Raw genomic sequence first — 18151 nt, forward strand, 5'->3', positions numbered from 1 at the left:
ACCAGTATGTCCGCCGCCAGCTACATCGATCCCCACAATGGAAAGCTCTATCCGCTTCACGAGCCGCGCTGGTGCTCGGACGAGCGCACGCCGCTGCTGGTGACGCCGGGAACGGGGATATCGCGCGCGGATATCGACAGCCGCACGCGATCGCTCTGGCGCTACCGCGCGGCGCTGCCGGTGGAGATCAGGGATCCGATTTCGCTCGGCGCGGGCTGCACGCCGCTGGTGCAACAGGGGTGGGGCGATCTGCGGCCGTTCTTCAAGCTCGAATGGTTCAACCCGACCGGCAGCTTCAAGGACCGCGGTTCGGCGGTCATGCTGTCGTTCCTGCGGCAGATCGGCGTCGACGCCATTCTGGAGGACAGTTCCGGCAATGGTGGGTCATCGATGGCAGGTCTCGGTGCGGCCGGCGGCATGCGCGTGAAGATTTTGGCGCCGGCCTCGACCTCGCCGGCCAAGATCGCGCAGGTCCGCGCCTACGGCGCCGAGGTGCAGCTCGTCGAGGGCCCGCGCGAGGAGTCGGAGGCCGAGGCCATCAGGCAGTCGAGCCAGACCTTCTATGCCAGCCACAACTGGCAGCCCTTCTTCCTCGAGGGCACAAAATCGCTCGCCTATGAAATCTGGGAAGATCTCGGTTTTCGCGCGCCCGACAACGTCATCGTTCCCGTCGGTGCCGGCAGCAGCCTGCTCGGCTGCGCCTTCGGCTTCCGCGAGTTGCTGAAGGCGGGGCAGATCGCAAAACTGCCGCGTCTGTTCGCGGCTCAGCCGCTCAACTGCTCGCCGATCGATGCCAGCTTCAAGGCCGGCGTCGATACGCCCGTCGCGCGCGAGGTGAACAAGACCATCGCCGAAGGCACCGCGATCAAAAATCCGCTGCGGCTGCGCGAGATCATCGGCGCGCTGCGCGAGAGCGGTGGCGGCACGGTCGCGCTCACCGAGGACGAGATCGTCGCCGCCCTGCGGCGCCTCGCGCGGCAGGGCCTGTTCGCCGAGCCCACCAGCGCCAGCGCGGCTGCGGCGCTGGAGAAACTCTCCGCCACCGGCGCCATCAAGGCGAACGAGACCACGGTTGCCGTTCTCACCGGCACCGGCCTGAAGGCCGCGACCACCGTTGCCGATCTGGTGCAGTAGGGCTAATTCCTCACCGTCACCCTGAGGTGGCCGCTTCTTCAGCGGCCCTCGAAGGGCGACGGCCCGGCTGCATCTCGGCCGTTCATCCTTCGAGGCTCTGCTTGCGATGCGTTCGCATCACAAGCCTCGCACCTCCAGCGACAACCGCTTCGCGGTTGCGCGGGGATGACGGGTTAGCTACTCCGCTAGATTGTTCACCCGCTTCACCCAAATCCGCACGTCGGCGATCACCTCGGGCAGCACCGATCTCACCTCCAGCACGGTCATGCCGGGCTTGATGCGGGGGTCGTAGAGCAAATTGAGGATATACTGGTCGTAGACGTCGAAATAGCCCATCGACACATTGTCGTTGAACATCGTCCACGGCACGCTGGCGGTGTCGTTGATCGGGCCGAGCGACTGCAGCAGCTCCTCATAGGCGCAGTCGAGGAAGGTGAAGTCGCCATTGTCGACGGTGAGGATGACGTCGGAATGCTCGATCTCGAAATTGTCGTTCTTGCGGAAGCCGGACAGGCATTGCGGATCGAGCGAGGTGCGGATCTCGCGCGCCTTCTCCGCGCCGTAGAAGCTTGCAATGGTGCGATTCAGGTCGCGGTCGCGCACGAGCTTCACCCGCACATTCGCCGCTTCGCTGGTGTCGGTCATGGCGATGTCGAGATGCTGCACGCGCGTGCCGATGTCGGCCACGACCTTCGCGAGCTGCGCCTTGCGGTCGGCGCGGTCGCTCTCGGCGAACACGCGCACCGGTCCGTCGAACTTGCGGATGCGGTCGACGCGGCCGGCGAGGTGGTATTCGGCGCCGAAGGCGGTCTTCAGAAAGCCGTCGACGATCTCGGCGTCGGTAAAGCTCTTCTTCTCGGCGCGCTGGCGCGAGGCGATCGCGGGCAGCTCGCCGGCGATCGCTATGGGTGCGGTGTCAGGCACACATGTGAGCACTGCAAACGCCAGCAGGGCAAAGCGAACGGCAACGGAGGGCGAGTTCATTGCGCTCATCGTCGCGCAACGCTGCCGTATTCGCGCGGCGCACACAAGTCCGCATATTCACGCGCCCCGCGGTTCCTGCCGCGGGCGGCCGATCAGTTGTTGAGCACCACCACCGTGGTGCCGACCCCGACGCGGCCGTAGAGGTCGGTGACGTCGTCATTGGTCATGCGGAAGCAACCGGAGGACACGGCCTGGCCGATCGTCTCCGGCTCGTTGGAGCCGTGGATGCGGTAGAGCGTCGATCCCAGATACATCGCGCGCGCGCCGAGCGGATTCTCGATGCCGCCCTTCATGTGGCGCGGCAAGTCGGGCCGGCGGGCGATCATCTGCGACGGCGGCGTCCATTCCGGCCATTCCTTCTTGGCGGTGATCTTGTGCACCCCGCCCCAGCGGAAGCCGTCGCGGCCGACGCCGATGCCGTAGCGCAGGGCCTGGCCGTCCTGGAGCACCAGATAGAGCCGGCGCTCGGCGGTGTTCACCACGATCGTGCCGGGGGCATAATTGCCGTTGTACATGACGGTGGTGCGGGGGATTGGGCTTGAGCCGCCGCCGAGAAAGCCAGTGGAGCTGGTGCCCGTGAAGTCTATCATCCCCGCCGCGGATGCGTCGGCTGCACCAGCCAGCAAGAGTGCCATTGCGGTTATCGGCGCGGCAAAAAACCGGATCATTGCTTCCCCCAGAAAAAATCGATTCAACGAAAGCCAGAGGCCATATTTGCGGGCGTTTCGCAAGCCACGGCCCCGTGAGGGGCGTCGTCCCCCGCGATTGGCGTTACCAAATCGGCAACCAAAAGCATTAGCCAAATCGGCAGGTTGCCATGCGGGGCAGGGCCGCGATGCCGGCTATTGCTTTGACGGGGCCCGCGAACAATGATTGATCCCACGGATCACTGGAAATAAGCCGGTTTCGGGAGCAGACAGAATGAACGGTGCGGAAAGCCTGGTGCGGACGATGGTCAAGGGCGGGGTGGACGTCTGCTTCACCAACCCGGGCACCTCCGAGATGCATTTTGTCGCGGCGCTCGACCGCGTGCCGGGCATGCGCTGCGTGCTCGGCCTGTTCGAAGGCGTGGTGACGGGCGCGGCCGACGGCTATTTCCGCATGAAGGGCACGCCGGCCTCGACCCTGCTGCATCTCGGCCCCGGCCTCGCCAATGGCCTTGCCAATCTGCACAACGCCAAGAAGGCCAATTCGGGCATCGTCAACATCGTCGGCCAGCACGCCGTCTACCACATCGACTACAATGCACCGCTGACCTCCGACATCGAGGGCCTTGCCCGGCCGATGTCGTCCTGGGTCCGCACCTCGCCGAATTCCAAATCGGTCGCCGCTGACGGCGCCGCGGCGATTGCTGCCGCCAAAAGCGCCCCGCCGCAGATCGCGACCCTGATCCTGCCCGCCGACACCGCCTGGAACGAGGCCGACGGCATCGCCGAGGTGCCGGCCGAGCAGCAGCGCGCCAGCTACTCGCCGCAGGCCGTCGAGCAGGCCGCCAGGATTTTGCACGGCGACGGCGAGGGTACGCTGCTGCTGATGACCGGCAGTGCACTGAGCGAAAAGGGCCTGGCGCTGGCCGAGCGCATCGCCAACAAGACCGGCTGCACCGTGATGGGCCCGACCTTCCGCCCGAAGATGGCGCGTGGCCGCGGCTGCTATTCGATCGACCGCATTCACTACGTGATCGAGAACGCGCTGCCGATGCTGGCAAAGTTCCGTCACATCGTGCTGGTCGAGTCCGACGATCCCGTGGCGTTCTTCGCCTATCCGAACAAGCCGAGCATGCTCAAGCCCGAGGGCTGCGAGGTCCATCGCATGACCTCCTGGGGCGAGAATTCGGTCGCAGCGCTCGACGCGCTGGCCGGCGCCGTGAAGGCCAGCGCCAAGGATATCAAGCCGCAGGCCTTGCAGGAATTGGTCAAGCCGACCGGTGCGCTCACCTTCGCCTCGATCGCGCAGGCGATCGCATGTGCGATCCCGGAGAACGCGATCATGGTCGACGAGTCGCTGACCACCGGCCGCGGCTTCTTCCCACCGACTGCGGCGGCCGCGCCGCACGACTGGCTGCAGAACATGGGCGGCTCGATCGGCTTCTCGACGCCGCTGTCGATCGGTGCGGCGATCGCCTGCCCGGACCGCAAGGTCATCACCATGGTCGGCGACGGCAGCGCGATGTACACGATCCAGTCGCTGTGGACGCAGGCGAGAGAGAACCTCAACATCGTCACCATCGTGTTCGCCAACCGCATCTACCAGATCCTGCGCGGCGAGTTCGACAATGTCGGCGCCGGCGAACCCGGCCAGCGCGCCAACGACATGCTCCGCCTCGACCGCCCGACGCTCGATTTCGTCGCACTGGCCAAGGGCATGGGCGTACCCGGCCGCGCCGTCACCAATGCCGACGAGTTCAACAAGGCGCTGGCCGAGGCCGTCGCCGAGCCGGGACCGCGGCTGATCGAAGTGCAGATGTAAGTCTGGTCGATCGCGCCGCGAACTTCGGCTCTCATGTAGCCCGGATGGAGCGCAGCGAAATCCGGGACTTCGTGCGTTTTGCGAGAACCCGGATTGCGCTACGCTCCATCCGGGCTACTTACGATTGAGCCCGGAGGCACGATGCAGACCGAGCTGAACAAGGTGATCGCGGCGCTCCGGGACTTCTACGCCCAGGAAGGATTTTTGTTCGAGAAGGACATCGGCGAGCGTGCCATCACACACCGCTTCGCCGTCTATCTCGAGCGGCAGTTTTCGGGCTGGTCGGTCGACTGCAATTACGACCGGCTCGGGGAGCGCACACTGCATCTGCCGCACGGCACCATCATCTCGACCGACGATCATCTCGGCAAGTCGATCTATCCGGATGTCGTCGTGCATCAGCGCGAGATCCCGAACAATCTGCTCACCGTCGAGATCCGCAAGGCGAGCAATCACACCTCGCTCGAGCACGACCAGCACAAGCTGATGGCGCTGACCGATCCGCATGTCTGGTTCGCCTATTGGATCGGCGTGCTGCTGGTGCTGGACAGGCACAACGTGACGATCTCGGAAGTCTATGTCAGCGGTGTTCTCGATCAGCCGATGTCGCTCTGGTTCGCGGAGCGGCTAAAAGAGAGCGGTCTCGGGGTGGCGCATTAGCGCGTCTCCTTATTGACCCGCAGGCAACCTCCGCGTTCTCAAAAAATAGCAATTGGTGATAAGCATGCGGTTGGGATTCAGGCCTATCGGGGGGCAATAGTGGTCGCAAAGCTTAGCCAGATCGTTCTTCTCGGTGCATTCGGGGTGTTCTCGGCGCTTGGCACTGCTCACGCTGCAACCGTTGTGGCCCTTGGAGCCAGCAACACCTTCGGCAAGGGTGTATCGCGCAGCCAATCCTACCCCGCACAACTGGAAACGCTTCTTCGTGCGAAGGGTCTTAACGTCCGTGTCATCAATGCTGGCGTCAACGGTGACACCACGGGAGGCATGTTGGCCCGACTGGATCGAGTGGTTCCGAAGGGAACGAGCGTTGTCATCCTTCAACCCGGCGGAAACGACCGGAGAAAGCTAGCCGCTGACAACACGCCTGCCATCCAAAGTCGGCTAAGCGCGATGGGAATCAAGGTTATTATGCTCCCGAATGGGATGCTGCACGGACTTCCGCATCAGCCTGATGGACAACATCTCACGCCAGAGGGCTATCACTCGCTGGCAGAGGAGCTGGCTGGCCAGGTTGCCGCGGCACTGGGGAAATAGCGCCAAACAACGTCGCACTCTGAGGGCAAACCGGAAGCGGCGAGTTTGTGAGCGCACGCCCTGTGTGGAAAGGCCGCCCGCGTGACGCGAGCGGCCTTGTCGTCAATCGTCACCCGCTCAATGCAGCGGAGCACCGCCACCCAGCGCGTAGGTCACGAGATCCTTCAGCCGGAAATCGGGACCCGTCACCGGCGCCCAGTTCGGGTCGAGTGACAGCACGGAGGAGGCGTCGCCGAACATCATGCCGAGGAAGACTTCGGCGACGATACGTCCGCCGACCGGCCCGAGCTGCGGCGTGTTGATGCCGCCCGCCGGCGCACCGGTGGCCGGGATCGTGACCGCGGTCTGAAATTGCCGCGCTTCGGCGAGGATGTAGGTCCAGAGCGGGCAGTTGCCCTTGAACACGCCGTTCGCAATCGACGCGATCGGCACTTGCGGATCGCCTGTCGGGTCGGGGTTGTCGACGGCGCGGCCGATGACGATCTGCTCGTCGGTCAGCGGCGTCAGATGCATCGCCTTGGCGACCGCCTGGCCCGAGGGCAGTCCGAGCCGCCAGCTGCGCTCGAGATTGCGAAGCGCCAGCGATGACGGATTGGAGGCGACCTCCGGCGGCAGCTTGCGCAGCGGATCGACCAGCGATGTGTCGATGCGATAGGCGAACTGCAGCCGCCGCTTGTTGGCCGCATTGGTGCTGTCGTCCTCGACGCCATAGGCGCGCGTGTCGATGTCGATGAACCGCCCCCAGTCGATGGCGCGTCCCGGACCCATGGCGCGGAAGCCGGTCAGCGCGTTGGTGTCGGGATTGTTGGGATCTGGGAAGATCTGCAGCAGCATGTTGTCGGCGTCGTTCAGCCGATAGCCGGGCCGGATCATGGAGTGCCCGAGCCGGTAGGCCGCGACCGAAAACTCGACCGGCATGAATGGATAAGTCTTCCAGTGATAGTAGGCGAGCCTGCTGCGGTCGTAATGGCCGCCGGTCCTGAGATCGTTCAGCACGCTGGCATTGACGATGCGCGGCAGGAAGTCGTTCAGCACGACGTATTGATAGTGGAAGCGCACGCGCTGCTGGATCGTTTCGAAGGGGATGCCGTCATTGTCGTCGACCATGCGGTTGTGGAAGCGCAGCATCAGCGCCTGAAACTGCGAGACGATGCTGTTCTCGTCGTTGCGGGGATCGCCGATCAATGCGCGGCCCTTGAAGCGCGGCAGGTCGCTGGCGTTGGACACGCCGGTGCCGGTCAAGGTTTCGCCGAGCAGAAACTTGCCGCTGCTGTCGTACATGTAGGGCTGGTCGTTCGGACCGCGGCCGTAGAGATTGTCGAGATCGAGCGCCGGCGTGCGGAAATCGACGAGCCCGTCCGGATCCTGCTGCTTGGTCAGCGAGCTCACGGGATCGAACGTGATGTCGTGATCGATGAACTGGCCGAAATAAGTGTAGAGCGCGGGAATTCCGCTCTCCTCGCCATCGGGACCGTCTTTGGGCGGGTCGAAATCACCGACCATGTTGTCGGCAAGCGCTGCGAGATTTGCGACGTTGTCGGCCTCGTTCGGGCCGAATTTCGCCGGCGTCAAATTGCGGAACATGCGGCCGAAGCGGCCCTGTGACAGCGGCGAACGGGTGGCGTTCAGACCGCGCGGCGTAATGGCGTGACGACTGCTCATAAAGTACCTCCATGAAAAGTTACGACGGCAAGCAACTAAAGTTAAAATTGTAGATGATGAGATTTGCATGTGAGGCTAGATCGCGGAATTCGGCGTCGCAATGCGCTGCTTCACACATCGCGCGACGTCGATGCGGTTCCATGAGCGAGTGCTGCAATCAAGTTGCGGATGTGCTTTGCAAATTTTTCCCGCATCGATGCCGAATAACATTCTCGTCATCGAAAATCGCGGCGCGAAGCCATGTCAGCTTCGCCGACCTAATTGTTGAAGCGATTTGTCGCAGCGAACATCGTGTTCGCGTAAAAATTGCAGCGGCGTGTGCACGCCGCCCCGTCAGTCGTCGCGGGCCTGGGAGAACGTGTAGCGCGGGTGGATGCCGGCCCTCGCGTGCGCCGGCAGGGCAATGGCATATGGGAGCGAATCCCCTGTGGCCATCCTTCGAGACGCCCGCCGTTGGCGGGCCCTCAGGATGAGGACCGAGTGTGCGGCCATAGTTTTGACGAGCACCGATGCGGCTTAGCCTCATCCTGAGGAGACCGCGAAGCGGTCGTCTCGAAGGACGAGGCGCGCACTCAGGTCGTGCAAAATGCCATATCCGATCGCCCTCGCGCGTGCCGGGACTCGCCCGACACATTGTCGCTCGCGTCCTGGTCTCCGCGCGTGCGCGGCGTTCGGCATCGCCTTATGATGCGCAAGCCGTCGTGGGCCAGGCCTTGGTGGACAATGTGATCTCGGCCACAGTTTGCGGCCAGGGTCCCGCCTATCTTCGGTGCACTTGCACGCGTCGATCCCGCGGGACTACGCTTCCGTCATTGGTGATCAGGCATTTTGGAGGTTCTGATGCAAAAATCATATTTGCTGGCTACGACCGCGGCACTGGCGCTCATCATGCAGACATCGCTCGCGCTGGCGCAGAGCGCGCCCGCCGCAGGCGGCACGCCACCGGCCGCCGCGGCCACCACGACGGCGCCTGCAGCGACCACTGCGCCGGCCGCAACCGCCACGCCGGCTGCGACCACCGACAATTCGACAGCGCCGGCCGGTTCGAAGAAGAGTGCCGAGAAGAAGCCCGCGAAGAAGAAGATGACGCGGCAGCAGGAGATCGACCATTCGGTCGACAGCGGCACCGTTCCGGCGCGCTATCGCAGCTCCGTGCCGAAGCAGTACCAGCAATATATTCCGTTCGAGAAGCAGTAGCCGATCACACCGCGGCGCGACGGGCTCCCCGTCTTGCGCCGCGGTGGAACCGACGGAAGCCATGCGGGAACGATGGCGCGATCTGATCGGCTGACCCCTGTGGCGGTCTGCGGTTCCGGTGTTAGACTGGGCCAAGCCGGGGGGAAGCCGTGATGAGTGACGATGGGAGGGATGCTGGCCTTGTAGCCATGATCAGCAGCATCCTGGGAGGCAACAAGCGCGCAGAGGTAGCCCACCCGCCGCCGCTTGCTGACTTCATGCCGATCGCGCCGGCGGCCGCACCGATTGCGGAATTGGCGCAAATCCCGGAAGCGGAGTCTCCGAAGCTCCAGGACGCGTCCAATCGGGCGGCGGTGGCTCCGAAGCCGGTTGCGCCCGGTCCGCCCCTGACGCCGGACGGCAAGCGGCTTCTGCCGGCGGACGCCATTGCCGATCTCGTGCTCGGCGAGTTGCGTAAGATCGAGGATTTTCCGGCGTCCGGCGTCTCGGTGACGGTCTACGGCTATCGGCACTGGAACGCCATGATCACCTTCGCGCCGTTCTCGACCACGTTCCAGAACGCGACCCGGTTCCGCCAGGCTTTGCCCGATCTCGTCTTCAAGCTCCGCCGTTTCGTCGAACTTGAGATATAATGAGGGACGATCGCCGGCGGCCCGGCGCGGTTCATTTCGGTGGATCGCGGTGTGATGGCGCGGTGGTCACTCCAGAACTATTCGACAGGATATTCGAATTGAGCGTCGCCTTTACCAAAGAAGAAAGCGCCGAGACCGCCTCCGAGACATTGCTGCCGGATCGCCCGATCTCGCCGCATCCGAACCTCGTGACCGAAACAGGCTTGCAGGCGCTGCAGACGCAGCTCCAGCAAGCGCGCGAGGCCTATGAAGCCGCGCAAGCCATCGATGATGTCAACGAAAAGCGCCGGCAGTCGGCCGTGCCCTTGCGCGATGTGCGCTATCTGACCGAACGGCTGCGCACGGCGCAACTGGTTCCCAATCCGGCGTCGAACGAGACGGTCGCCTTTGGCAGCACCGTGACGTTCAGCCGCGCCGACGGCCGCGTGCAGACATATCGTATCGTCGGGGAAGATGAAGCCGATCCAAAGGCGGGGTCGATCTCGTTCGTCTCGCCGGTCGCGAAGTCGCTGATGGGGAAGGCCGTCGGTGACGTCGTCGGCTCGGGAACACAAGAGATCGAGCTTATCGAGATCGGGTAGCGATCCGGGCTTCCTGGTTCATCCTGCTGTCAAGCAAAAACCTTAAGTTGATCAAGATTTGAAACGATCCTAGCATTTGGAGCTGTCGGGCAACTCTGCATGAAGTGAGGTTCGATAATGTCGTTGAGCAAGGCCTTCAATGAGCGTCTAACGGAACTCAAGTTTCATCCCGCTGTTCTCGCGGTCAGACAAATCAAGAAGCGGCTGGCCGATAGCGGGCCTGCACTACGCCTCAAGTTCAATACCCAGAAGCGCGACGAGATCATCGGCGAGTACAAGCGCGGATCGAGCGTGCAGGACGTCATCGACTTCACCAAGCAGCATATGGGCACGGGCTCCTGCCAGATCGAGACGGAGATCTCGTCGGCCCTCGACTACATCGCAGCGTCCGCTCCGAAGCTCGTGGTTGAAATCGGTACGCTGAACGGCGGAACCTCGCTCCTGTTCGGACGATTTCTTCCCACGATGGAGACGATGATCTGCATCGATCTCCACGTGAAGAACAAGGAAATGCTGAAGCTGCTTGCGACGCCGAAGCAGCAATGGACCTTCTTCGACATGCCGTCCTACGCGGATGACACCGTCAAGCGGGTCGAGAAGTTCCTGAACGGCAGGCTGATCGACGCCTTGTTCATCGACGGCGATCACCGCTACGAGGGCGTCAAGCAGGACTTTCTCTGCTACCGGCATTACGTCAGGGAGGGCGGAATCATCCTGTTCCACGACATCTGCGAGTCCAGCGGCAACACCAGCGCCTGGGCCGGCGGCGTCCCGCAGTTGTGGCGCGAATTGTCGCCGTTTTACGAGCACAAGGAATTCGTTCAAAGCCGCAGCCAGGAAGGTTTTGGCATCGGCGCGCTCAAATACACCAAGGCCGCGAATCCGTTTCCGTCGGCGTGATGCTGGCGTGGGCGGATGTACGTAGTCATTGGAGAGGACGAAGCGGCCCCGAAAGACGGGGCCGCTCTCGTTCGTATCTCCAGTCGCGAAGTCGCCGATGTGGAAAGCGGTCGGCGATATCGTGGGGGCGGGCGCGCAGGAGATCGAGATCGCGCCGATCGGGTCGAGCTGATATCGATGGTCTCCGCTGTGTCGCGAAACAACGTATGATGGTCGAATGAGACGATTTCTGTCGGGAGCGTTGCCGTTTTACGCGTTGGCCGGATTGGCCATTTGCATGTACCTCGTCCTGTATAAGACGAACCTGTTCGATTTGAATGCCATCGTCCAGGACGCGACCGGTTCGTCATGGTTTCCGGTCTTCATCTTCGTCTGCGTGCTGCTGGAGTCGGTCTTCCCGTATTTCGGCTATTTTCCCGGAACCGCGCTGATCCTGATGTCCGTGGCGCTCAATCCGAAGCCCGCGGATGTCTCCGTTTTCATCGTGGCGTGGCTGGCCATCATCGTGGGCGCGGTTCTGAGTTACGGACAAGCCCGTTTTTTCAGGCCGCTTTTGCAGCGGGTTGCTTCGAAGGCGGCACTGAGCCGGTGTGAGTCACTCCTCGACGCCTACGGTCCCTACGCGCGCGTTGCCCTGTTCGTTCATCCCAACGCTTGCGCGATGTATTTCACGGCACTCGGACTTCTCGGCCGGAACCTGGCGCGAGAGCTCGGCTATCTCAGCGTGGGTGCTGCGGCCTCTGTGGGTATTCTGTTCGTCGTCGTGACCAGACTCGTGTCGTCGGTCGGCGCCACCGATGATGGGGAATTGCAGGTGCTGCTTGCGGCAGCGCTGGTCGCCATCGGGACCCTCGTCGGTCTCTATGCGGCCTGGCGGCCGGCCCGGGCTGCTTGAGTTTGATCCGTTATTGAGTGAGCCACGTTGCAATCGCTCACTCGACGTGGAGCTTGTCCAGATTGCCTATGATAAATCTGCATCTGGCCACGACGCGCGAGGCGTCGTCGTCAGACGCGTAGTTCTGAAGAGTTCGTTCTATCGCTGATCGATCCACGCCGCCCTTTAACATCGGATTGATCCGATTCAGGATCGGTGCCCGTCCCTGGTGCGGAATGTAGCAGGCGAGCGCATCCAGGGCGACAAGGCTTAGTGGACGGCGCTTTGCAAGCCAGTCCTGGGCTCTGACCCAATATAGATTGGAGAGCGACGCGAGTTGTCCCCATGAGGCCGAGACATTCTCGAATGGAGCATTAGCTTCGATCCAATCCAGCACTTCGGGCGAGCGAAACCAGGAGAGCGCTGCCATGTCATTCTGCAAGTCGCGCCCACGTAAGGATTTCAATGCATCAATGGTCATGTGAAGCCCCTCTGGGGACGGCAAGCATTTGGCAGCAGCCTCGGCCCAAGCGAACAGGGCGTTGTCGCGGCGAGCCCTTTCACATTGTCCGTGCACCCATGGAGCAGCCGAGCTTCCGATCACATTTGCGCACAGTTCAAGGGCCGTCTTCAGGACGTGTCGATTGCCCATCTCGGCGCGCTCTTGAAGGCTCGCGAGAATGTCGCTGGTTGCGAATGGGCCGAACGCTTCGAAATCTGGGCGGCTGAGGCGCCAGCGCGTGATGCAATAGTCAATCAGACGGTCCAGCGACTTGGCGCACATTTCAGGGGTTGGCGCTTCCATCCCTTCAGTCGTGTAGTCGGCAGCGTCCGGTTGGCTTGCGGATCCATCCTGATCGTAAAAATCATCATGTAGCAGGAATTTGTTCCAACCATGTACCGCAGCGAGATTGAACCATTCGATCGGTCGGAGGGCGAGTCGTCGTAGACGATTAGCGCAGTCAGGGCACACTCGGTATGCTTCTTGATGGTCGTCGTCGCCAACTTCCTCCGCAATCGGACTTTGGCGGCATGCTTGGCAGCGCCAACGGTCGAGCATTTCCACGGTCATGCGATACTGCGTGTTGAATAAGCGCCTTGCGCAATGGCGCGAACGCCATCTCGGTGAACTAAGCGCTCCTGAGCCGATAGTACGGCGGAGACGTTAGGTTGTGGCCTCATCGTCCGGTGGACCCCTTCCCGGATCATGCCATCATGCCGGTGTTTTGCCCGACGCGTCAACCGATTTTCGGAAAAGGCGCAACCCATTGATCCGACAGAATTCGGCTACTGTGCATGGGGTTGTTTTCGAGATTTCAACGGGACGGGTGACCAAAAGTCGCCCCGTGCGGGCATCGTCCGCAACCAGTATGGTTCAGGAGGATGGATGGTGGGCGCACAAGGGATCGAACCTTGGACCTCTCCCGTGTGAAGGGAACGCTCTCCCGCTGAGCTATGCACCCGTAACCATCATGCCGACGGCCGGACTTTTCGGCCGGCCGGCGCATCGGAGCCCGCGATTTAGAAGTGCGGGCTAGAAGTGTCAAGTTTTCAGGCGGCTTGAGGCCGGAAAACCTTCGCCGGTGCCCCAATCCGGCGGCGAGGCCGGATTTTGGGCCGCTTACGCGCCCTGCTGGCGGGCGCGGGAGGCGTGGGCCTGCAGCGCGCGGATGCGCTCGGCGAGCGTTCCGCCACCTTCGGGGAGGGGGCTTGCTGCCGCGCCATTGGTCGCGACGCCATTGGTCGGTCGGGCGGCCTGCTTCGGCGGCTGGCCGGCCTCGGCTGCCAGCAGCGCCTCGATCGGCGAGTTCGGGCCCTCGAGCTGCATCGCGAGTTTTGCCACCTCGGCGGCGATGTCGTTGATGCGCTCGCGCAGCAGCGCGTTCTCCATGCGCTCGGTCGCCCAGGAGCTCTCCGCCTGCTGCTGGATCGCATTGATGTCGCGCTGGAGTTTTGCGCGCTCGTCGCGTGCGGTGCCGAGCTGCTCTTCCAGCGCGGCCTTTTCCGCGCGCATCGCCTCGAACGCAGCCGACGACTTGCCGCCGCTCAAGCCGGCGACCTCGACGCGCAATTCCTTGATGGTGCGCTCGGAGCTCTCATTGGTCTGGCGGAGCTGGTTGTTCTCATAGTCGCGCTCGGCGAGCAGCTTGCCCTGCGTGGCGAGGCGGCCTTCGAGATCGGCGACGCGGCCGGACAGCATCTCGGCCTCCTTGACCTGCACGATCAGCTGGCGATCGAGCTCAGTGACGCGCTGGCTCAGATTCTCGACGCGGCCGCGCGCATCGCCAAGCTCGCGCGAGGCGGTCTCCGACTCGACGCGCTCCTGCGTCAGCCGCGCCTGCGTGGCGGTGAACTCTTTCTCGGCATCGCCGACGCGGTTCTTCAGCTCTTCGATCTGGGCGCGCACCGCGACCAGCTCGACCTGGCGGCTCTCCGCCATCATCGAGCGGTCGGACAGTTCGGAGTTGATCTTGGCGAGCTCGCCCTGCTTGTTGCTCAGCGCAATCTCGGCCTCGCGCAAGGACGCGGTCTTGGCGTTGAATTCCTCTTCGGTGGCGCGGAGCTGCTCCTTCACCGCCTTCTCGCGCGCCTCGAGCGCGAAGATCGTGGCGTTCTTCTCGCCGAGCTCGATCTTCATGCGGTTGATGGCGTCGCTCTTCTTGCCGAGCTCGGCGAGCTGGCTCGTGGTCTTGTTCTTGAGCTGGTCGACGCTCATCTCGAGCCGGCGCGCCGACATGGCGAACTCGGCGCGGAGCTGGTCCTTGTCGGCCTGGATCTCCGCCATCGACAGCGGTGTGGCGGCCTCGAGCCGGCGCGTGGTCAGGCGGACCGCGCGATTATGCACCAGCGGCACGATGGCAAGCCCGCACAGCATCGACAGCAGGAAACCGATCGCCAGGTACATGATCGGTTCGACCATGGATCAGAACTCCGAGAGCTAAGGAAAAATTTACCAAGGACAATGCATGGCGGACCGGCAAAAAGCCAGCCCCGCCCTGTTGTTAACGTGAATCCGGAATCGAAGGGGAGGAGCGGACCTAGAACGGGTTCCAGGTCGCCCTCGGCGTGTATTTGAGGTAGCCGATATTGGCGCCCAGGCGCAGCCCGAGGCCGGAGCGGATCGGCACCAGCACGATGTTGTTGGCGGTGAGCGCCGTCATGCCGAAGCCGCCGATGATGTAGGCCGAGCCGTCGAGGCCGGCGAAGCGCTGGTAGATCGCGTTGGTGGCGGGCAGGTTATAGACCAGCGTCATGGTGCGCGCGCCGTCGCCGCCCCAGTCGAAGCCGAGCGACGGACCCTGCCAGTAGACGCGCAGGTCGCCGGCGTTCTTGGTGTAGAGCGTGCCTTCGCCATAGCGCAGGCCGGCGACGAACGCGCCGGAGCCTTCCTCGCCCAGGATATAGCCGTTCGGCAGGCCCCATTGGCTGACCGCCTTCTCGATGATCGAGGCGAGGCCGCGCGAGACGTTGCCGAAGAAGCGGTGGCCGGCGGTGACGAGCTCGTCGGGCCCATAGGTGTTGGGCGTCGGGGTCCGCTGCGGCGGCGGCAGGTCCGGCGGCGGCGCGGCCGTCTGGGCGGAGGCCGGCACGATCCAGCCAGCCAGCGCTACGAGCGCCACTGCGGCAAGGCGTGATGCGAAATTCATAAAAGAACCCCTGGTATCGATTCCGGTCCGCTTCCCTTAACCTGACGCCAACAGGCACGGTTCTAGGTTGCACCGGATGTCCCCTCGACTCGGATGTTATCCGCAGCAACTATGACGGCACAACGGCAGGAAGATAGCCCTTTGCGCCCCGGAATTGCCTTGATCGGCCGTCTGGTCTGCCTGCTGGCAAGCATTTGGCTCGCCTGCTCCGGATTGCCGGCGCAGGCTGCCACCACTGAGCGGATCGTCGTCAATCGCTTCTCGGGTGTCGCCATCGAAGGCTTCGATCCCGTGGCCTATTTCGTCGATGGCAACCCCAGGCAGGGGACGGCGGAGTTCGAGGCCAACCTCTGGGGCGCAGTCTGGCGGTTCCGGAACGAGGGCAACCGCGCCTCCTTCATGGCCCATCCCGAGATCTACGGCCCGCAGTTCGGCGGCTATGACCCGGCCGATATCGCGCGCGGGGTCGTCGTCGCCGGCAACCCGCGCTTCTTCGTGATCGCGGAGCAGCGGCTCTATCTGTTCAGCCGCGAAGACAACCGCGACGCCTTCGCCGCCAACCCCGAGCGCTTCCTGTATGAAGTCGGCAAGCGCTGGCCGGCGCTTCAGGACAAGCTCAGCCAGTAGGCATGACCGCCCCGGCGTCGCCCCAGGCGACGAACGCCGGGATGATGAAGCCAGTGTCGCCACGCTCGCCGAACCGGATCGCGCCGCCCTTGCCGTCGGTCACCTTGCCGCCGGCTGCCGTGACCACGGCGCAGCCCGCCCCGACGTCCCATTCCGAGGTCGGCCCGAAGCGGGGATAGATGTCGGCGCTGCCCTCGGCGATCCGGCCGAATTTGACCGCCGAGCCACAGGTCTTTCTGACGGCGTTGGGGCGGCGGTCGATGAAGGCTTCGCTCGTGGGGTCGCCGTGCGAGCGGCTCACCGCCGCGACCCAGGGCTCGCCGTGCCCGGGCAGTTTGCGGGTCCGGATCGGCTCGGCAGCGCCAATCCTGGTGCCGTCAAATGTCACGCGCTCGGCGCCGCGGCCGACGATGCCGCGCCAGAGCAGCCCGAGCGCGGGCGCGCTGACAATGCCGAGCAGCGGCACGCCCTCGGTCACGAGGGCGAGGTTGACGGTGAACTCGTCGCGCCCGGCGACGAACTCCTTGGTGCCGTCGAGCGGGTCGATCAGGAAGAAGCTGCCGCGAAACGGCGGCGAGGCGAGCTGGCACCGCTCCTCCGAGAGCGACGGCACATCTCCGGCGAGCCGGGCCAGGCCCTCCGCAATGATTCGGTCGGCGGCGAGGTCGGCCTCGGTCACCGGCGAGCCGTCATGCTTGCCGTCGACCCGCATCGCCGTGCGGTTGACCGCGAGGATCGCCTCGCCGGCCTGAACCACCAGCACGGTCAGGGGCTCCATCAGCCGGGATGCGGCTTCGCTGTCGATAATTCTCACCTGCATGCCTCATTCATTGGCAAATCTCGGATTGGCAAGTCTCGCCTCTCTTCACCTGATTCGCCTGCGTGCCTTATGGCCGCTTCGAACCTATCGCAAGCTAGCTGCCACGGGCTGGCGAATGATAGAACCCGCGGCATCCGTCAAGCCATGCGTGATTCGCCGCGTCCGTGCCGTGCAATTCCAGGAACCCTTTATGTCTGACGCTCAGTCGCCCGGTACCGCCACCGCTCCAGATGCGCTCGAACTCGCAGCGCTCCTGTGTTCGCGGGTCTGCCATGATCTCATCAGCCCTGTTGGCGCCATCGTCAACGGGCTCGAGGTGCTCGATGACAATCCCAAGCCCGAGGACCGCGAATTCGCGCTCGACCTGATTCGCAAGAGTGCGAAGACGGCCTCCGCCCGCCTGCAGTTCTGCCGCCTCGCCTTCGGCGCGGCCGGCTCCTCCGGCGCGCAGATCGACCTCGGCGACGCCCAGACCATGGCGCGCGGCCACATCGAGGACGGCAAGTGCACGATCACGTGGAATCTGCCGCGGCTGCTGATGCCGAAGAATCGCGTCAAGTTGCTGCTCAATATGCTGGTCGTGTCCCAGCACACGATTCCGCGCGGCGGCACGCTGACGATCGATCCGATCGGCGAGGGCGAGACGATGAGCTTCCGCATCACCGCGACCGGACACAACGCACGCCTGCCGCAGAACATCTCCGAGCTTCTGAGCGGCGAACGCGGGCCGGCGGCCGATGCGCACGCGATCCAGCCCTATTATACGCGGCTGTTGGCGCAGGCCTGCGGACTCACCGTGACGCTCAGGCTGGAGGGCGAAGCCATCATCATTACCGCTTCGTAAACGCGCCTATCGCTCTTAGACGTTAATCAAATCTTTACGAGGCGCTTCGGCTTGTCCGGAGCGCCTTATCTCTTTGTTGGTTCCGTTCTTTTGCACATACTCAACCATTATTAAACGCTTTGCGGTGAAGCTGGCCCCATTCTGAAATGGCGCATCACAATTCGTGCGTGCCCTCACTGTATGAAGGCCTGTTTTCATGGATGATCTGTTGCGGGAGTTTCTGACGGAGACCAGCGAGAGCCTGGACACCGTGGACAATCAGCTGGTGAAGTTCGAGCAGGAGCCGAACAACGCCAAGATCCTGGATAACATCTTCCGCCTGGTCCACACCATCAAGGGTACGTGCGGCTTCCTCGGACTGCCGCGGCTTGAAGCGCTGGCGCATGCCGGCGAGACGCTGATGGGCAAATTCCGCGACGGCATGCCGGTGACTGGACCGGCGGTGACGCTGATCCTGTCCTCGATCGACCGCATCAAGGAGATCCTCGCCGGCCTCGAGGCGACCGAAGCCGAGCCCGAGGGC

The 18151-nt window shown here is 63.5% G+C and carries 19 protein-coding genes, 1 tRNA gene and 1 pseudogene; 13 read left to right on the plus strand and 8 right to left on the minus strand.

Annotated features, from left to right (window positions below; translation table 11 throughout):
- The first annotated feature begins 6 nt into the window (after positions 1-6).
- Entirely contained in the window at positions 7-1134 is a 1128-nt protein-coding gene (locus tag FXB40_RS45835; RefSeq protein WP_148778850.1) for a threonine synthase, read from the plus strand.
- 177 nt (positions 1135-1311) lie between these two features.
- On the opposite strand, the gene FXB40_RS45840 is transcribed toward FXB40_RS45835, so the two are convergent.
- Together FXB40_RS45840 and FXB40_RS45845 are read right to left on the minus strand one after the other, a co-directional pair.
- Complete coding sequence (locus FXB40_RS45840) at positions 1312-2127, minus strand: DUF2927 domain-containing protein (protein ID WP_187437587.1); 816 nt, start codon at positions 2125-2127, stop codon at positions 1312-1314.
- Positions 2128-2210: 83 nt separating this feature from the next.
- Positions 2211-2786 (minus strand): L,D-transpeptidase, encoded by a 576-nt coding sequence (locus tag FXB40_RS45845; protein ID WP_148778834.1) that lies wholly within the window; start codon positions 2784-2786, stop codon positions 2211-2213.
- A gap of 253 nt (positions 2787-3039) precedes the next feature.
- Between FXB40_RS45845 and FXB40_RS45850 the strand changes: the two genes are divergently transcribed.
- The 3 genes from FXB40_RS45850 to FXB40_RS45860 all read left to right on the plus strand — a co-directional run bounded on the left by FXB40_RS45850 (position 3040) and on the right by FXB40_RS45860 (position 5844).
- Positions 3040-4587 carry an acetolactate synthase large subunit gene (locus tag FXB40_RS45850; protein ID WP_148778835.1) on the plus strand — a complete coding sequence of 516 codons (1548 nt, stop codon included), beginning with the start codon at positions 3040-3042 and terminating at the stop codon, positions 4585-4587.
- A 141-nt stretch (positions 4588-4728) separates the two neighbouring features.
- On the plus strand, positions 4729-5247 hold the full coding sequence (locus FXB40_RS45855; protein ID WP_148778836.1) for a hypothetical protein: 519 nt from the start codon (positions 4729-4731) through the stop codon (positions 5245-5247).
- Between the two features lie 99 nt (positions 5248-5346).
- Positions 5347-5844, plus strand: a complete 498-nt coding sequence (locus tag FXB40_RS45860; RefSeq protein WP_246208362.1) for a GDSL-type esterase/lipase family protein — start codon at positions 5347-5349, stop codon at positions 5842-5844.
- A 117-nt stretch (positions 5845-5961) separates the two neighbouring features.
- Here FXB40_RS45860 and FXB40_RS45865 read toward each other — a convergent pair whose 3' ends face one another.
- Positions 5962-7506 carry a peroxidase family protein gene (locus tag FXB40_RS45865; protein ID WP_148778837.1) on the minus strand — a complete coding sequence of 515 codons (1545 nt, stop codon included), beginning with the start codon at positions 7504-7506 and terminating at the stop codon, positions 5962-5964.
- A gap of 840 nt (positions 7507-8346) precedes the next feature.
- Between FXB40_RS45865 and FXB40_RS45870 the strand changes: the two genes are divergently transcribed.
- From FXB40_RS45870 to FXB40_RS45895, 6 genes and pseudogenes are all read left to right on the plus strand, one after another.
- Positions 8347-8703 carry a hypothetical protein gene (locus FXB40_RS45870; RefSeq protein ID WP_148778838.1) on the plus strand — a complete coding sequence of 119 codons (357 nt, stop codon included), beginning with the start codon at positions 8347-8349 and terminating at the stop codon, positions 8701-8703.
- 152 nt (positions 8704-8855) lie between these two features.
- Positions 8856-9335 (plus strand): hypothetical protein, encoded by a 480-nt coding sequence (locus tag FXB40_RS45875; protein WP_148778839.1) that lies wholly within the window; start codon positions 8856-8858, stop codon positions 9333-9335.
- 98 nt (positions 9336-9433) lie between these two features.
- Complete coding sequence (gene greA, locus FXB40_RS45880; RefSeq protein WP_148778840.1) at positions 9434-9916, plus strand: transcription elongation factor GreA; 483 nt, start codon at positions 9434-9436, stop codon at positions 9914-9916.
- A gap of 117 nt (positions 9917-10033) precedes the next feature.
- Entirely contained in the window at positions 10034-10816 is a 783-nt protein-coding gene (locus FXB40_RS45885; protein ID WP_148778841.1) for a class I SAM-dependent methyltransferase, read from the plus strand.
- 24 nt (positions 10817-10840) lie between these two features.
- Positions 10841-10988: pseudogene (locus FXB40_RS49760) on the plus strand (transcription elongation factor GreA); the annotation flags it as partial.
- Positions 10989-11033: 45 nt separating this feature from the next.
- A complete protein-coding gene (locus tag FXB40_RS45895) occupies positions 11034-11711 on the plus strand; it encodes an SNARE-associated domain-containing protein (RefSeq protein ID WP_148778842.1) in 678 nt (225 codons plus the stop codon).
- A 37-nt stretch (positions 11712-11748) separates the two neighbouring features.
- Here FXB40_RS45895 and FXB40_RS45900 read toward each other — a convergent pair whose 3' ends face one another.
- The 4 genes from FXB40_RS45900 to FXB40_RS45915 all read right to left on the minus strand — a co-directional run bounded on the left by FXB40_RS45900 (position 11749) and on the right by FXB40_RS45915 (position 15337).
- On the minus strand, positions 11749-12762 hold the full coding sequence (locus tag FXB40_RS45900) for a hypothetical protein (RefSeq protein ID WP_148778843.1): 1014 nt from the start codon (positions 12760-12762) through the stop codon (positions 11749-11751).
- 316 nt (positions 12763-13078) lie between these two features.
- Positions 13079-13153, minus strand: a tRNA-Val gene (locus FXB40_RS45905).
- Positions 13154-13311: 158 nt separating this feature from the next.
- Positions 13312-14610, minus strand: a complete 1299-nt coding sequence (locus tag FXB40_RS45910) for a coiled-coil domain-containing protein (protein WP_148778844.1) — start codon at positions 14608-14610, stop codon at positions 13312-13314.
- 118 nt (positions 14611-14728) lie between these two features.
- Positions 14729-15337, minus strand: coding sequence for a DUF1134 domain-containing protein (locus FXB40_RS45915; RefSeq protein ID WP_148778845.1), 609 nt, complete (start codon positions 15335-15337; stop codon positions 14729-14731).
- A gap of 141 nt (positions 15338-15478) precedes the next feature.
- Here FXB40_RS45915 and FXB40_RS45920 point away from each other — a divergent pair, with 141 nt between their 5' ends.
- Entirely contained in the window at positions 15479-15964 is a 486-nt protein-coding gene (locus tag FXB40_RS45920) for a YHS domain-containing (seleno)protein (protein WP_148778846.1), read from the plus strand.
- On the opposite strand, the gene FXB40_RS45925 is transcribed toward FXB40_RS45920, so the two are convergent.
- Complete coding sequence (locus FXB40_RS45925; RefSeq protein WP_148778847.1) at positions 15954-16784, minus strand: 3'(2'),5'-bisphosphate nucleotidase CysQ family protein; 831 nt, start codon at positions 16782-16784, stop codon at positions 15954-15956. The genes FXB40_RS45920 and FXB40_RS45925 overlap by 11 nt on opposite strands.
- 190 nt (positions 16785-16974) lie before the next feature.
- Between FXB40_RS45925 and chpT the strand changes: the two genes are divergently transcribed.
- Positions 16975-17628 (plus strand): histidine phosphotransferase ChpT, encoded by a 654-nt coding sequence (chpT, locus tag FXB40_RS45930; protein WP_148778848.1) that lies wholly within the window; start codon positions 16975-16977, stop codon positions 17626-17628.
- Between the two features lie 196 nt (positions 17629-17824).
- The coding region (locus FXB40_RS45935; RefSeq protein WP_187437539.1) for an Hpt domain-containing protein at positions 17825-18151 on the plus strand (327 nt) is incomplete at its 3' end.

Source organism: Bradyrhizobium rifense (genome assembly GCF_008123425.1).
GTDB lineage: Bacteria > Pseudomonadota > Alphaproteobacteria > Rhizobiales > Xanthobacteraceae > Bradyrhizobium > Bradyrhizobium rifense.